This window comes from methanotrophic endosymbiont of Bathymodiolus puteoserpentis (Logatchev) (assembly GCF_900128525.1).
GTDB lineage: Bacteria > Pseudomonadota > Gammaproteobacteria > Methylococcales > Methylomonadaceae > Methyloprofundus.
On record NZ_FQTQ01000125.1, the window covers coordinates 1 to 15,023 of the forward strand.

Sequence of the window (15,023 nt, forward strand, 5' to 3'; positions counted from 1 at the left end):
GTTTGCGTGAATGTTGTTATTTGTTCGACTGTCTCTATCACTTATAGAATTTTTTTGGGGTAAGGAATTGGATTTATTTTATCACTGAATCCTAAATTGAGAATTGCTGAATATTTATGTGATTCCTGCTTTTAAAGGCGTATTTGATAAAATAAATGCAGAACTACCTTGGCAAACTACTTTATTAATTAACACCTCTGATTTTTCGGTCGCTTATTGGCCGTATATATTAGGTACTCTTGTTATTTTTATGGTTGCTTTTAAAGCCTATATTAAAAGTGTTGCAGGTCGTTTACGCTGGGATCAGTTTATATTACATATTCCCATTATAGGAACCATTATTTCACGCGCGACGATGGAGCGTTTTTCCCGTTCATTTGCGATGATTCTAAGCTCTGGAGTGCCTTTGATTTCCGGGATTAATATTGTTGCGGGTGCTGTGGGCAATACTTTTGTTGGCTCTAAGCTAAAACAAATGGGCGTTGGAATTGAGCGCGGCGATACTATTAGTCGTATGGCGATGACGACACAGCTCTTTCCTGCCCTCGTTATCCAGATGATTATGGTCGGTGAAGAAACGGGCAATATTAGCGATATGCTACTTGAAGTGGCAGACTTTTATGAAGCTGAAGTCGACGCGGAGGTGAAAAATTTAGCCACTGCGATAGAGCCTATTTTATTATCGGTGATTGGTGCAATGGTGTTGGTTTTAGCTTTAGGTATTTTCTTACCTATGTGGAACTTATCGTCTGCAATGAAGTGATAGAGAATTAAAAATGAAAANTAAAACGGGCAGAAAAGTTGCAGAGGGTTTTAAAGAGTCAATGCGAATTGTATTTGATGAGCACCTGAGGCAATGGAATTATACTGCCATTCCTGACGCAACAACTTTATAAGTTGCCTAAGTTATTTCATGCACATTCCTAAGATGTTAGCGGCTGTACAGCAAACTACCTATACCGAAGATCAGGTACGACAATGGGTCGGTAATGGCGCGGAAATATTAATTAAACGGGCATTAACGGGTACTTTAGAGCCTATCGAGGTTCCCCAAAATTTAGCTCAAGCTATCAGCCTATTTGATCAGTTTTATAGCGCTAAGGTGTGTGACAAAAGTAAATTATACTCTGGCGTAATAGAAGGTTTGGAGGCACTTAAAATGGCTGGTATAAGCATGGCTTGTGTGACTAATAAGCCCGAAAAATTTACTCTGCCTTTGTTAGAGCACTTAGGTTTAAAAGATTATTTTCAGTTTATCGCTTCGGGCGATAGTTATCCTGTGATGAAACCAGCCCCACTGCCTTTATTGGAAGCTGCGAAATTTTTCTCTGTGGATGTGAGGCAGTGTTTAATGGTCGGTGATTCTATTAGTGATATACAAGCAGGTAAACGTGCAGGATTTAAAACCGCTGTGGTGTCTTATGGTTATGCTGGGAAATATACGCTTGATGAGTTAGAGGCTGATTATAAGCTGGATAGAATAGATCAGCTGACTGGGTTGTTAATAGTAAAGGCTCTGCAATAAGCAATTTAAGTAGCATGAATGTCGTGCTATTATGTGCTTATGATTGTTGCATTCAAAAATCAAGCTACAGAAGATGTATTTAATGGTAAAAATACCAAGGCAGCAAGAAAATTATGCCCGTAATCAGTATGGCGAGTTGCAGCAAGAAAATTAGATCAATTGGATTCAGTTAATATTTTAGATGAACTAAAAGTTTCTCCAGGAAATAGACTAGAAGCATTAATAGGCGATAGAGAGAGCCAATTTAGTATACGTATTAATGACCAGTATAGGGTTTGTTTTACTTGGAGCGCTGGAGCGCCTGATAAAGTAGAAATTATCGATTATCACTAAGGATATTCATTATGGTACGAATACCAACCAACCGGGTACCAACGCACCCAGGCGAAATGCTATTAGAGGAATTTCTTGAGCCTATGGGGATTTCTCAGAGAGAATTGGCAAATGCTATTCATGTTCCTTATCAGCGTGTGAATGAAATTATTAATAAAAAAAGATGCATAACGCCTAGTACCGCATTGCGTTTGGCTAAATTTTTTAGTGTTACTGAAGATTTTTGGCTTAGCTTACAATTAAGATGGGATTTATATTGCGTAAAAGAACAGGAGCTAAATGAGTTGCAGTTAATAAAACCATTTCAAAGTAAACAATATAGCCCAAGTATATCGGCACCATAACATTCAGTTAATTTAATGAAGCGTGACTCAATTGCTTGTAATCGTATAAGCCACCGTGTCACTACAATAAAAAATATCTCATGACACCAGAACAATTTAAGCAATATGCCGAACAAGGTTACAATCGTATTCCTATTACACGTGAAGTATTGGCCGATTTAGATACGCCATTGAGTGCATATCTGAAGTTAGCCGATGGCGCTTATTCCTATTTATTTGAATCAGTGCATGGCGGAGAACAATGGGGACGTTATTCTATTATTGGCCTGCCCTGTCAAGAGCTAGTTAAGATTTTCGGTAATGATATCCGTATCGAAAATGCAGGGCAAGTAACTGAAACATTACAGCATGATAATCCACTCGTTTGGATTGAAGAATTTAAACAGCGATTTAAAGTGCCTGATATTGATGGTTTACCGCGATTTAATGGGGGTTTGGTTGGCTATTTTGGCTATGAAACCATTGGTTATATTGAGCCACGCTTAAAATCAACAGCTAAAGACGATCCTATCGGTAGTCCTGATATTTTGTTGATGGTGTCTGAAGAGATGCTAGTGTTCGATAATTTGTCAGGCAAGATGCTGTTATTAACGCATGCAAATCCAGAGCAAGCAGATGCTTATGACTTGGCGCAAAAACGCCTTGATGAGTTAGTGTTAAAATTACGTGAACTAAAAGCGAAAACTAACAGTGCACATATTGTGAAACAAGTCGATGAAGCAGATTTTGTTTCTGGCTTTACTCAGCAAGGTTTTGAAGAGGCCGTATTAAAAGCGAAAGAATATATTGTCGCTGGCGATATTATGCAAGTGGTTTTATCGCAGCGTTTATCTATCCCCTTTTCTGCTGAGCCTTTAGATTTATATCGTGCTTTACGCTGTTTAAATCCGTCACCTTATATGTATTATTTGAATTTAGACGATTTTCATATTGTTGGTTCATCGCCAGAAATATTGGTACGTTTAGAAGACAATACGGTGACGGTTAGGCCGATAGCAGGAACACGACCGCGAGGTAAAAATCATGCCGAAGATCTTGCTTTAGAAAAAGAATTATTAGCTGATCCAAAAGAATTAGCCGAGCATTTGATGCTGATTGATTTAGGCCGTAATGATGCGGGGCGTGTGTCACAAATTGGTAGCGTAGAATTAACCGATAAAATGATTATTGAGCGTTATTCACATGTGATGCATATTGTTTCTAACGTGACTGGGAAATTAGAAGAAGGCAAAGATGCTTTTGATGTATTGAAGGCTACTTTTCCTGCTGGGACAGTCAGTGGTGCGCCAAAAATTCGTGCAATGGAAATTATTGACGAATTAGAGCCAGTTAAGCGCGGTGTTTATTCAGGCGCGGTAGGTTATATTTCTTGGTCAGGTAACTTGGATACGGCGATTGCGATTAGAACGGCTGTGATTAAAGATAAAACTTTACATATACAAGCAGGTGCAGGCATCGTTTATGATTCTGTACCGAGAAATGAGTGGGATGAAACCATGAATAAAGGGCGAGCAATTTTCCGTGCAGTAACAATGGCCGAAGCAGGCTTGGACGGAGATCGTTCATGAGTAATTGTAAAGTGGTAATGGTCGATAATTACGACTCTTTTACTTATAATTTAGTGCAATATTTTGGCGAGTTAGGTGCAGATGTTACCGTACTGCGTAATGATGAAGTGACGGTTGAGGATATTAAGGCTTTAAATCCCGATAAGATTGTTATTTCTCCTGGTCCTTGTACACCAAAAGAAGCCGGAATTTCGGTAGAAACGATACTTGCTTTTGCGGGCAACAAACCAATTTTAGGTGTCTGTTTAGGCCATCAAAGTATCGGTTATGCCTTTGGTGGTGATATTGTACATGCAAAAAAGATTATGCATGGCAAAGTGTCTGATGTTTATCATAATGATATGGGTGTGTTTAAAGGCTTAAATAACCCTTTTGTTGCCACGCGCTATCATTCTTTAGTTATTGATCAAGAGACTTTACCTGATTGTTTAGACGTGACTGCATGGACGCAAGATGAACAAGGTAATGTGGATGAAATTATGGGTGTAAGGCATAAAACCTTAGATATTGAGGGCGTGCAATTTCATCCTGAGTCTATTTTGACTGAGCATGGCCATGATATGTTACGTAATTTTTTACAGCGTTGATTGCTAATACGGTAGGGCGGGCTTTAGCTCGCCTGTATCTTAATTGTTAACCTTAGGGAGCAAAATTCAATAATACCCGAAAGCACCGCTAGCCCTGGAAGGACTGACGATGCTTCATAAGCTAAAATTGCGAGTTTTATTTAACTTAGCGGACTAAAGCCCGCCCTACTCTGATACCTAAATGAATATACAGACCGCCTTACAAGCTGTGCTTGATAAACAAAATTTAAGCCGTTCAGAAATGCGTGATGTGATGCGTATTATCATGGGTGGAGAGGCAACGAATGCACAAATTGCTGGATTTCTAATTGCTTTACGCTGTAAAGGTGAAACGGTTGAAGAAATCGCTGCTGCCGCTGAAGTGATGCGTGAATTAGCCACAAAGGTTAATATACAAGGCGAGCACATTATTGATACCTGTGGAACCGGAGGTGATGGCGCAAATACTTTTAATATCTCGACTACCTGTGCTTTTGTCGTGGCTGCTGCAGGCGGAACAGTCGCTAAACATGGTAATCGCTCAGTATCTAGTCGTTCGGGCAGTGCTGATGTCCTTGAAGCGGCTGGTGTCAATCTGCTGTTATCAGCAGAACAAGTAGCGCAGTGTGTTAATACTATCGGTGTAGGTTTTCTATTTGCCCAAAAACATCATGGTGCAATGAAACATGTTGCTGGTTTGCGTAAAGAAATGGGTGTGCGTACTTTGTTTAATTTGCTCGGCCCTTTAGCTAATCCGGCAGGCGCACCTAATCAAATTTTAGGTGTTTTTGCACAGCAATGGGTAGAGCCTTTAGCGCAGGTTTTACACGCTTTAGGCAGCAACCACGTGTTAGTGGTTAATGCTGAAGATGGTTTAGATGAAATCAGCATAGCCAGCCCAACATCGGTGGCTGAATTAAAAGATGACCAGATTACTACGTATTCAATAACCCCTGAACAATTTGGCTTACAACGCGCTGACTTGGCTGAACTAGCGGTCAATAATGTACAAGATAGCTTGCAGATGCTGAAATCCGTATTGGATAATCAACCTGGCCCTGCTTTAGATATTGTTGCTTTAAATGCGGGTGCTGCCATTTATGCGGCAGGTTTAGTTGATTCATTAGCTGCCGGCATCAGTAAAGCACAAGAGGTAATAGCTTCAGGTGCGGCTAAAGAAAAGTTGAATGCACTGGTGAATTTTAAGCAGGGCATGGCTTTATCCGCTACCGCTAAATATTTTCTCTAAAGGTGGGCTTAAAGCCATGCCCTACAGTTTTCTATATGTCCCTCTCTCATTTTTACTACCTATAAACATATGACTGATACCCCCGATATTTTAAAAAAGATTCTTGCTAAAAAAGCTGAAGAAGTCGCAAGACGTAAACAACGTATGTCGATAGAAGACCTACAAGGCATTATTGGTGATACGGAAAAACCACGAGGCTTTGCGCGTGCTTTACAGGATAAAGCCGCCAGTAAAAAGCCAGCGATTATTGCGGAAATTAAAAAGGCATCACCAAGCAAAGGCGTGATTAGGGAAAATTTTAAACCTAATGAGATCGCTCAGGATTACGCGATGAGCGGTGCAACGTGTTTGTCGGTATTAACAGATAAAGAATTTTTTCAAGGCAGCGAGGTGAACTTACAAGTGGCACGTCAGTCCAGCCCATTGCCTGCATTACGTAAGGATTTTATGATTGATTCTTACCAAATGTATGAGTCGCGTGCGTTAGGTGCAGATTGTATTTTATTAATTGTTGCGGCTTTATCTGATACACAAATGCATGAATTGGCTGATATAGCAGAACAGTTAAACATGGATGTACTGGTAGAAGTGCATGATGCGGCAGAAATGGAGCGTGCTTTAACGCTGGATACACCATTAATTGGTATTAATAATAGAAATTTGCGTACCTTTGCAACTTCATTACAAACAACGTTAGATTTAAAGCCTATGATGCCTAGTGATCGTTTAGTGATTACTGAAAGCGGAATTCATACGCCTGCCGATGTGCAGTTGATGTTAGATAATGACATTTACACTTTCTTAGTTGGTGAAGCTTTTATGGCGGCAGAGCACCCAGGAGCCAAAATGCGTGAGCTGTTTAGTTTGTAAAGTAAAGAACGTGGATGAAACAAACTTCCTGCGTTATAATTTCAGGATGTTATTTCATACACATTTCTAAGCATAAAAAAACGGGAGTTATCCCGTTTTTTGCATGGGATAAATAGACTGGTTCTATGGCTTATATTTGTCCATTGCTTTAATAATAGATAGTGCTTTAGCGATGGTTATTTTAGCGGCATCATCTAGTTCTGTATTTTTGTATATCTTGTCTAATAAGCCTTCTGTTACCAGCGCTTCTTTTACCCAGCGTTTGACCATTCTATAGTTATTTGCAACTTTTGCTTGTTCGCCTGTCTTGGGGTTTTTCATTATTACAGTGCGTAGCTCAATTTTTGGCTCAGCCAATTTGTTAATTTTAGCTTTGGTTGCAGGTTCTACTTTTATTTCAGTCGGTTTTTCTGCCAGTGTTGACTTAGCTTTATCTTCAGTTACCGGTGATTTTTGTGCTGCTGGAGGCTGTTTAAAGGCAACGGCTCCTGGGTTAGCAGCTTTTTTGCTTGGTGCTGCATTGTCTTTATCATCAACAACAGCGTAAACCACGTAGGCAACATAGATGACTGTTAAAATAAAAAAAACCTCTGACATGATGTCACTCCCCTTGTCGTTATAATTATTATTTTTTAGTTATTACCTTGGTTAATAACTGATTGTTTTAGTGAGTATAGGGTAAAGTCACGAAATACACCAGAAAAGCTGATGTATTAAGTTTCTGTTATTTAATGAATCTTTGGATTTTAGTAATAGGCCAAAACTGTAATTGCAAAATTAACTAATCAATAAGGTCCCTACCCCTTGATCGGTAAATAACTCAAGTAATACCGCATGTTCGACACGGCCATCAATAATATGTACGTTCTTAACGCCACCTTTTAGCGCATCAGTACCACAGCATGTTTTGGGGATCATGCCGCCAGATATTGTGCCATCAGTTATTAAATTATCAATATCTTTAGCGGTTAGCCCGGTGAGTAGATTACCTTGCTTATCTAAGATACCCGGTATATTAGTTAGCAAAATAAGCTTTTCAGCTTTTAATACTTCTGCAACTTTTCCAGCGACTAAGTCAGCATTAATATTATATGAGTGGCCATCTTCACCGACGCCAATGGGGGCAATAACGGGAATGAAATTACTTCGGCTGAGCATCTCTACCACTGCGGGGTCAATACTGCTAACTTCACCCACATGGCCAATATCGATAATTTCAGAGGCTTGAGTTTTAGCGTTAATATGCGTCATTTCTATTTTTCGCGCACGAATGAAGTCACCATCTTTACCTGTCAAGCCTACCGCTTTACCGCCTGCCATATTAATTAGGTTAACAATGTCTTTGTTAACTTGACCACCGAGTACCATTTCAACTACGTCCATGGTTTCGGAGTCAGTCACACGCATACCATTAATAAATTCGGTTTGAATATTTAAGCGTTCAAGTAAATGGCCAATTTGCGGGCCGCCACCATGGACTACGACAGGGTTAATGCCTACTAATTTCATCAGTACGATATCGCGGGCAAAACAGGTTTTTAGGTTTTCATCAATCATGGCATTGCCGCCATATTTAATGATGACGGTTTTGCCTTTGAATTTTTGAATATAAGGCAGGGATTCTATCAGTACGTGGGCAATACCCTTGGCGGTTTTATCTTGCATAAAGCTCTTAATTAAAAAGGTAAGGTTAATTGAGGGTTGATTTCTAGCAAAAGTTTACGGAACTGTTCCTGAATTCTATTTAAGGCTTCTTTTGTATCACCTTCAAAGCGAACGACTAAAGAAGGTGTTGTATTTGAGGCGCGCACTAGGCCAAAGCCATCAGTAAAATCAACACGTAAACCATCAATATCGGTTATTTGCCCACCAGGGAAGTTAGGGTTCATCAACAGGCGATTCATAATGGTGAAATTTTCCCCTTCTGCCACCTCAATGGATAATTCTGGTGTAATAAAGCTGTCTGGGAAATCAGCAAAGACTTCGGTACTACTACGCGAGTCTTCAGATAATATTTCTATTAGTCGTGCAGCTGCATATAAGCCATCATCAAAGCCAGGCCAGCGATCATTGAAAAATAAATGACCGCTCATTTCACCTGCAAAAACAGCGGCTGTTTGCTTAACTTTGGCTTTCATATAAGAGTGGCCGGTTTTCCAGATAGTCGGGCGGCCGCCATATTTTTTAATTTGTTCTGCTAGGTGACGAGTACATTTAACATCATAAATAATTTCAGAGCCCGGCTTTCTAGCGAGAATATGTTTGCTAAAGAGCATCATTTGTCTATCGGACCAGATAATGTTGCCACTTGAATCGACAACACCCAATCTATCACCATCACCATCAAAAGCAATGCCTATATCAGCTTGGTAATGCTTTACTGTAGAAATAAGGTCAGAATAATTTTCGGGCTTACTCGTGTCAGGGTGATGGTTTGGAAATGTCCCATCGATATCACAGAATAGCTCAATAACTTCGCAGCCCAATGTTTTTAATAATATTGGGCCAAGTTCACCCGCTACGCCATTGCCTGCATCGACAACTACTTTCATTGGGCGTGCAATATGAATGTCATCGGCAATCATGCCGATATATTCATTGGTAAACATGCTGTTCTCAGTCAATGTACCTGGTGCATTAGATTGTAGGTTATTATTGTCAATGCGCTGTTTAAGGTTTTGTATTTTATCGCCGGCTAAGGTTTCTCCTGCGATGACAATTTTGAGGCCATTATAATCGGCTGGGTTATGGCTGCCAGTTAGCATAACACCCGTTTGACTGTCATGGTGATGGGCGACAAAGTAAAGAACTGGGGTAGGTACTGTACCTATATCGAGAATATCAGTACCGGTTGATAAAATGCCATTCGCTAAGACTTTGCTTAAGGCCGGACTGGAGATGCGGCCATCTTTGGCAATAACAATGACTGAGATACCTTTATCTATGGCTTCACTACCAAGCGCACGGCCAATATCATAAACAATGTCTTGAGTAAGTTCTTGATCGACTATACCGCGAATATCATAAGCACGAAAAATTGCATCTGTTGGTTTGACTTCTATAGCTTGGGGGCTAGGGCTATCGTCTGCAGGTAGCGCTGCGCTTAGTTTGAATGATGACTCGGGGCTGGGCTTGACTTCATTGCTATTGCTGGTGAATTCGGGCAGTGAAATGGCCGAACCTATGTCATCAGTGCTTTCAATATCTTGTATTTCAAAGCCTGCATATTCAGAGCTAGGCGAATCTGACCCTATTGATTCGTCAAAAAAACCATCAAATTCATCGGCTTGGTTGGTCGAATTTTCATTGTCAGTGTCTTTATTTTCATTTTCTAAAACGCGCTTAAATTGAATAATGGTAGAAATGAAATTGTTCATTTGTTTCAACTTAATAGGGTAATTACCTTTGGCCTTACCCATCAATAGGTCTTTAGTCGCTTTTAAAACAGAGCGTTGGTCATCGATTAGTAATGCCTCTAATTTTCTAAGACCCACATAGCAAGCGAGTCCAGACACAAAAGAAGGGATAAGAATAATACTAAGAACCAAGAGTGCTAGCGAAAAATCAAGTTTATCACTATACCAATAGTTCACGGTCCAAGCTGTGCCTTTGACATTAAAGGAGTTACTTGTTCCTGATGTTTTTAGCGCGGCATCACCGTGTGAAAATAAGGCATAATCAGCCTGCCGTAATTCTAAATATAAGCGACTATCGGTCAGTGTATTAAAGTTTTGTTGCAGGCTGTTAAAGTCAATACTAGCAAGAAGGACAGCAATGACTTTACCGTTTTGTAAAATGCCTTGGGTAATGGCTAAATGGCGATTTTCACCTTGTTCACCCTGGACTAAAGGCTGCTGTGCTGCTTGGAAAGTTTTTTTGACTAAGTCTAAGTCGGCATAACCCATATGTGGAGTTATTGATCTATCCGGTTCTTGGTCACTAGGAAGTAATAACCGGATAACCAATAGGCCGGGTAAAGCAGTACTGCGTTGTTGAATGATTGCTTTAGCACTGGCTAAGTCGGACTGATTAAGAGTATTAATAAGCCCGGGTGATTGAGCTATATTTTGTAAAAACTTGCTTAATAACGCGGTATGGGCGGTGATGTTTTGCGATGTACCTTTAGCTAGCGCATACATAGCATCATTATTGGCACTATTTACATTAACTTGGGCAAGCAAATAAACCCCCGATCCTGCTAAAGCTGTCATGAACACTGCAACAGCAGCAATCATTGAAAAAATACGTCCCATATTGATACCTGTAAATATAGCTGTGTGTGAATTTTAGACTATTGAGTGCCGACCTATATTGGTTAAAACTTAATGGCGACCGGTATGACCAAAGCCGCCTTCACCACGTTCTGATTGATTAAACTCATTAACGATAGCAAACTCGGCTTGTACTACAGGTACAAAAACCATTTGTGCAATACGTTCGGCAATTTTTACGGTAAAGGCGCTTTGACCTCTATTCCAGCAGGAAACGAATATTTGCCCTTGATAATCAGAATCAATTAAGCCGACAAGATTGCCTAAGACAATGCCATGTTTATGGCCTAAGCCAGAGCGTGGCAATAATACTGCGGCAAGCTGATGGTCATTAATATGAATAGCAATCCCAGTTGGAATTAACACTGTTTCACCCGGAAGTAGAATAGTGTCAGTCTCTAAGCAGGCGCGCAAGTCTATACCTGCGGAGCCGTCAGTCGCATAGCTGGGCATAGGGATTTCATTGCCTAGGCGTGGATCTAATATTTTAAGTTGTATCTTATGCATTTAATCTCTCAGCAATTAAGGTCAATAATTGATTTGCTAGTTGGGTCTTATCGGTCATTGCGAAAGTTTTTTTGCCATTTTGCCAATACACTTGTAAGGCATTACGGTCGGAATCAAAGCCCCCTTCTACTTTTCCTACCCAGTTAGCGGCAATCATATCTAAATTTTTACGCTGTAATTTGTCTAGCGCATAGCGCTCTAAATTATGTGTTTCTGCAGCAAAACCAACAGTAAAAGGTTTATTTGGTAAATTGGCGACACTTGCCACGATATCTTGAGTTTTACATAATGATAGTCGAGTATTATCGTCTTGTTTTTTAATTTTCTCAGTTTGCAGTTTCTCGGGTGTATAGTCTGCGACTGCTGCCGCGGAAATAAAAATATCTTGTCCGACTACCTGCTGCATTACTGCGGTATACATTTCTGCTGCGCTCTTTACCTTAAGTGTGTGGATATTTTTGGGTGTCACTAATTGCGTAGGGCCGCTGACTAAAGTTACTTTAGCGCCCAATAATTGCGCTTGTTGTGCTAGCGCATAGCCCATTTTACCTGAGCTTCGATTGGTAATATAGCGTACAGGGTCTAAAGCTTCGTGAGTTGGACCGGCACTAATAAGTACCTTTTTATTCAGTAATAGCTGGGGCGCGCTCAGGACGCCTAATTGGGTGATAATATCGCTAGGCTCACTCATGCGGCCATAGCCAGTCTCGCCACAGGCTTGGCTACCTGTCTCTGGGCCGATAATATGTACTTTATGCTGTTGCAAACGGTTAAGATTTTCTTGCGTGACGGGTTTGCTCCACATGGCTTGGTTCATTGCCGGTGCAATATAAACAGGGCATTCGGCCGCGAGGTATAAAGTGCTTAATAAATTATCGGCAATGCCTAGGCTTAGTTTTGCCATGCAGTTTGCGCTTGCTGGTGCAATGAGGAATAGCTCTGCCCAGCGCGCCAAATTAATATGCCCCATGGCATTTTCTTCACTAGCATCAAGTAATTGCGTATGGACAGCATGACCGGATAATGCTTGCAGCGTGAGTGGCGTTATAAATTGAGTGGCAGCATGAGTCATCACGACCCTGACTTCGTAGTCATTTTTACGTAATAACCTGACCAGCTCAGCCGATTTATAGGCGGCAATACCGCCACTAATGCCTAAGAGTATACGCTTCAATTGGGAACATCCTTAAATAAATTCGGTCGCCTATTATGGCAAGAGTTGCAACTTTCTTCTATGCTTAAGCTGAAAAACCAGTAAATTAACTGTCGTGATGAATATATTAAAAAATTAAGGTGTAAAAGGATGAGCATTCAAGACTGGCCGGAAGGCGATCGCCCAAGAGAAAAATTACTTGCTCAAGGCGCGGAAATATTATCTGATGCAGAGTTATTAGCGATATTTTTGCGGACTGGGATTAAAGGTAAAACGGCAGTGGATCTGGCTAGAGACCTATTAACTGACTTTGGTTCTTTACGCGAGCTATTGCTGGCAGACTGTGATAACTTTACGCGTGCAAAAGGCTTAGGTACAGCTAAGTATGCACAATTACAAGCGGTCTTGGAAATGGCGCGTAGGCATACGTTTGAAGAATTAGATCGCGGGGATATTTTAACTAGCCCAGAGGCAACGCGTGCTTATTTAAGTCAACAATTACGTCATTATCAATATGAAGTATTTGCTTGCTTGTTTCTGGATAATCAGCATCATATTTTAGAATTTGAGGAGTTATTCCGAGGCACTATTGATAGCGCCAGTGTTTATCCGCGCGAAGTAATCAAAAAGGCACTAGCGCATAATGCTGCTGCGGTTATTTTTGCTCATAACCACCCTTCTGGTATTTCTGAGCCGAGTCAGGCTGATAAATTGATTACCGACAAATTAAAGCAAGCTTTAGCTTTAATAGATATTCGGGTATTGGATCATTTTATTATTGGTGATGGCATGCCCTATTCTTTTGCAGAAAATGGATTATTGTAATGCTTTTTTCTGCTCACGTGGTCCCAAATACAATGTGGGCGCGAGAAGAAAGTTGGATTTTTATTGATAACTAATTAAACGGATGTTAATTTAAGCGCTGCTTCTTGGTATTTCTGACTACTAATCGTTGTCACCGCATCTGGCAATTTTGGGCCTGGAGCTGTCTTATCCCAGTCTAAAGTTTCTAAATAGTCACGAATAAATTGTTTATCAAAGCTCGGCGGGCTAATACCGACTTGGTATTGTTCGGCTGGCCAGAAACGAGAAGAATCGGGTGTTAAAGCTTCATCAATTAAATACAACTTGCCAGCATTATCTAAGCCAAATTCAAATTTTGTATCGGCAATAATAATGCCGCGCTCTTGCGCATAGGCAGCTGCAGTGCTATAAAGCCGCAGGCTAATGTCCCGAACTTTAGTTGCTATTTCTTCGCCGAGTAAAGGAATAGTTTCTGCAAAAGAAATGTTTTCATCATGATCGCCAACAGCGGCTTTTGTTGATGGCGTGTAAATGGCTTCGGGGAGTTGCTGTGCCAATTGTAACCTTTCAGGTAATTTAATACCGCAGACACTGCCGCTTTTTTGATAATCTTTCCAGCCTGAACCAATTAAATAACCACGTACGATAGCTTCAACGGGTAAAGGTGTTAATTTCTTCACAATAATAGCACGGCCTTCAATCTGCTCGCGTTCAGTTGCATCAGGGACAATGTCTTCTAAGCTCAAATCAGATAAGTGGTTAGGGATAATGTCTTGCATTTTCTCAAACCAAAAATTTGAGACTGAAGTCAGTACTTGGCCTTTACCAGGAATTGGGTCAGGGAAAACTACATCAAAAGCGGAGATGCGATCGGTGGTAACAATCAATAAGTGATGCTCATCAACCTCATAAATATCACGCACTTTGCCACGTGCATGTAATTTAAGATTAGAAATTGAGGATTCAAACAAAGCGGCGGGAGCGGTCATATTATCTGGCTAAATTGAATATTAAGAATACGTACTATTTTATATGAATAATCCTTTGCAAGTTAAAATAATGCGTTTCTTAGAATTAATTAGGCGGAAGCCGTTTGGGAGATTTAAGCGACCATCATTCCTAAATCATCATAGATACGTTTCTTTTTCCAGCCAGCAAAGACGCTGTCATCAAAATGTGCGTCATAATCTATCGCGTACTCGTAGCAGCTTCTAAATAAACGAGCAGTACGAAATGCGTGCAGTTCATCATCGGCACTAATTGTTTCTACATTGCCAACTTGAAACGTTTTGTTTTTAGACTTACCATTGCAAACCCAAAAGACAGTGTAACAAAGGTAGCTTTTATCTTTTCTTCGGTCATATTTAATGGTCCTTGATACGCCAGTTAAGCCTGTCGTCGTTTTATTTTTTGGGGGCTTTAGGAAGCGTGTTCTACTACCTTTAAGGACGACTAACATTTGATCACGCCAAGCAATAGCTGCGGCTATGGATTTATTTTTGTTGCCCCATAATTTATGTGAAAAATAACGGCTACTTTCCTTGCCGCGACGAACGATGCGAACTTGGTATCCGAAAGCATCAGGTTCGGTGATGTGTTTATGTTTTATCATGGTGGATTTTCTAGGCATATTATTGATAATGAAAAAGTGAATGTAATTTTTAGGATATACAAATATTTACAAATATTTTTCCGATTTCATTGTATTTTCATAAAACTCTGCTACGAGCTCTATATTGATAGTGATTATCTAGTTTTTACGAGTAAATACAAGATTTTTTTTTCCGATTTGTGAATTACCTAGCATTTTAGTGTAGAATTTTCTCTATCCAC

General features: G+C 40.3%; 15 protein-coding genes and 1 pseudogene. 9 read left to right on the top strand and 7 right to left on the bottom strand.

The features are described from left to right. The first annotated feature begins 103 nt into the window (after window positions 1–103). From BQ7314_RS09810 to trpC, 8 genes and pseudogenes are all read left to right on the top strand, one after another. A complete protein-coding gene (locus tag BQ7314_RS09810) occupies window positions 104–763 on the top strand; it encodes a type II secretion system F family protein (RefSeq protein ID WP_174483523.1) in 660 nt (219 codons plus the stop codon). Between the two features lie 150 nt (window positions 764–913). Next, window positions 914–1,525 (top strand): HAD family hydrolase, encoded by a 612-nt coding sequence (locus tag BQ7314_RS09815; RefSeq protein ID WP_174483524.1) that lies wholly within the window; start codon window positions 914–916, stop codon window positions 1,523–1,525. 39 nt (window positions 1,526–1,564) lie between these two features. After that, window positions 1,565–1,858 (top strand): annotated as a pseudogene (locus tag BQ7314_RS09820) (type II toxin-antitoxin system RelE/ParE family toxin). Between the two features lie 11 nt (window positions 1,859–1,869). Then, a complete protein-coding gene (locus BQ7314_RS09825) occupies window positions 1,870–2,202 on the top strand; it encodes a HigA family addiction module antitoxin (protein ID WP_174483525.1) in 333 nt (110 codons plus the stop codon). An 80-nt stretch (window positions 2,203–2,282) separates the two neighbouring features. Continuing rightward, complete coding sequence (gene trpE, locus BQ7314_RS09830; RefSeq protein ID WP_174483526.1) at window positions 2,283–3,770, top strand: anthranilate synthase component I; 1,488 nt, start codon at window positions 2,283–2,285, stop codon at window positions 3,768–3,770. Next, window positions 3,767–4,357 (top strand): anthranilate synthase component II, encoded by a 591-nt coding sequence (locus BQ7314_RS09835; RefSeq protein ID WP_174483527.1) that lies wholly within the window; start codon window positions 3,767–3,769, stop codon window positions 4,355–4,357. The genes trpE and BQ7314_RS09835 overlap by 4 nt, the downstream gene beginning before the upstream one ends. A gap of 181 nt (window positions 4,358–4,538) precedes the next feature. Then, window positions 4,539–5,585, top strand: a complete 1,047-nt coding sequence (gene trpD / locus BQ7314_RS09840; protein WP_174483528.1) for an anthranilate phosphoribosyltransferase — start codon at window positions 4,539–4,541, stop codon at window positions 5,583–5,585. A gap of 69 nt (window positions 5,586–5,654) precedes the next feature. Then, entirely contained in the window at window positions 5,655–6,455 is an 801-nt protein-coding gene (trpC, locus tag BQ7314_RS09845; protein ID WP_174483529.1) for an indole-3-glycerol phosphate synthase TrpC, read from the top strand. A gap of 123 nt (window positions 6,456–6,578) precedes the next feature. Here trpC and BQ7314_RS09850 read toward each other — a convergent pair whose 3' ends face one another. The 5 genes from BQ7314_RS09850 to coaBC all read right to left on the bottom strand — a co-directional run bounded on the left by BQ7314_RS09850 (window position 6,579) and on the right by coaBC (window position 12,407). Further along, entirely contained in the window at window positions 6,579–7,052 is a 474-nt protein-coding gene (locus tag BQ7314_RS09850) for a hypothetical protein (RefSeq protein WP_174483530.1), read from the bottom strand. 180 nt (window positions 7,053–7,232) lie between these two features. Then, on the bottom strand, window positions 7,233–8,120 hold the full coding sequence (gene argB, locus BQ7314_RS09855) for an acetylglutamate kinase (protein ID WP_174483531.1): 888 nt from the start codon (window positions 8,118–8,120) through the stop codon (window positions 7,233–7,235). Between the two features lie 11 nt (window positions 8,121–8,131). After that, the gene (locus BQ7314_RS09860) at window positions 8,132–10,708 is read right to left on the bottom strand and encodes a phosphomannomutase/phosphoglucomutase (protein WP_174483532.1); all 2,577 of its coding nucleotides are present in this window, start codon (window positions 10,706–10,708) and stop codon (window positions 8,132–8,134) included. Between the two features lie 69 nt (window positions 10,709–10,777). After that, window positions 10,778–11,233 carry a dUTP diphosphatase gene (gene dut, locus BQ7314_RS09865; RefSeq protein WP_174483533.1) on the bottom strand — a complete coding sequence of 152 codons (456 nt, stop codon included), beginning with the start codon at window positions 11,231–11,233 and terminating at the stop codon, window positions 10,778–10,780. Further along, window positions 11,226–12,407 (bottom strand): bifunctional phosphopantothenoylcysteine decarboxylase/phosphopantothenate--cysteine ligase CoaBC, encoded by a 1,182-nt coding sequence (coaBC, locus tag BQ7314_RS09870; RefSeq protein WP_174483534.1) that lies wholly within the window; start codon window positions 12,405–12,407, stop codon window positions 11,226–11,228. The genes dut and coaBC overlap by 8 nt, the downstream gene beginning before the upstream one ends. Window positions 12,408–12,536: 129 nt before the next feature. Between coaBC and radC the strand changes: the two genes are divergently transcribed. Continuing rightward, window positions 12,537–13,211 carry a RadC family protein gene (gene radC, locus BQ7314_RS09875; RefSeq protein WP_174483535.1) on the top strand — a complete coding sequence of 225 codons (675 nt, stop codon included), beginning with the start codon at window positions 12,537–12,539 and terminating at the stop codon, window positions 13,209–13,211. 74 nt (window positions 13,212–13,285) lie between these two features. On the opposite strand, the gene BQ7314_RS09880 is transcribed toward radC, so the two are convergent. Together BQ7314_RS09880 and BQ7314_RS09885 are read right to left on the bottom strand one after the other, a co-directional pair. Next, complete coding sequence (locus tag BQ7314_RS09880; protein ID WP_174483536.1) at window positions 13,286–14,179, bottom strand: phosphoribosylaminoimidazolesuccinocarboxamide synthase; 894 nt, start codon at window positions 14,177–14,179, stop codon at window positions 13,286–13,288. A 113-nt stretch (window positions 14,180–14,292) separates the two neighbouring features. Beyond that, on the bottom strand, window positions 14,293–14,802 hold the full coding sequence (locus tag BQ7314_RS09885) for a hypothetical protein (RefSeq protein WP_174483548.1): 510 nt from the start codon (window positions 14,800–14,802) through the stop codon (window positions 14,293–14,295). Window positions 14,803–15,023 lie beyond the last annotated feature (221 nt).

What these genes read in the sequence shown, in the direction of transcription:
- dut (WP_174483533.1), bottom strand. Translation starts at nt 11,233, where the DNA reads ATGCATAAGATACAACTTAAAATATTAGATCCACGCCTAGGCAATGAA.
- BQ7314_RS09885 (WP_174483548.1), bottom strand. Translation starts at nt 14,802, where the DNA reads ATGATAAAACATAAACACATCACCGAACCTGATGCTTTCGGATACCAA.
- BQ7314_RS09880 (WP_174483536.1), bottom strand. Translation starts at nt 14,179, where the DNA reads ATGACCGCTCCCGCCGCTTTGTTTGAATCCTCAATTTCTAATCTTAAA.
- BQ7314_RS09850 (WP_174483530.1), bottom strand. Translation starts at nt 7,052, where the DNA reads ATGTCAGAGGTTTTTTTTATTTTAACAGTCATCTATGTTGCCTACGTG.
- BQ7314_RS09825 (WP_174483525.1), top strand. Translation starts at nt 1,870, where the DNA reads ATGGTACGAATACCAACCAACCGGGTACCAACGCACCCAGGCGAAATG.
- BQ7314_RS09835 (WP_174483527.1), top strand. Translation starts at nt 3,767, where the DNA reads ATGAGTAATTGTAAAGTGGTAATGGTCGATAATTACGACTCTTTTACT.
- radC (WP_174483535.1), top strand. Translation starts at nt 12,537, where the DNA reads ATGAGCATTCAAGACTGGCCGGAAGGCGATCGCCCAAGAGAAAAATTA.
- trpC (WP_174483529.1), top strand. Translation starts at nt 5,655, where the DNA reads ATGACTGATACCCCCGATATTTTAAAAAAGATTCTTGCTAAAAAAGCT.
- argB (WP_174483531.1), bottom strand. Translation starts at nt 8,120, where the DNA reads ATGCAAGATAAAACCGCCAAGGGTATTGCCCACGTACTGATAGAATCC.
- BQ7314_RS09860 (WP_174483532.1), bottom strand. Translation starts at nt 10,708, where the DNA reads ATGGGACGTATTTTTTCAATGATTGCTGCTGTTGCAGTGTTCATGACA.
- BQ7314_RS09815 (WP_174483524.1), top strand. Translation starts at nt 914, where the DNA reads ATGCACATTCCTAAGATGTTAGCGGCTGTACAGCAAACTACCTATACC.
- trpD (WP_174483528.1), top strand. Translation starts at nt 4,539, where the DNA reads ATGAATATACAGACCGCCTTACAAGCTGTGCTTGATAAACAAAATTTA.
- trpE (WP_174483526.1), top strand. Translation starts at nt 2,283, where the DNA reads ATGACACCAGAACAATTTAAGCAATATGCCGAACAAGGTTACAATCGT.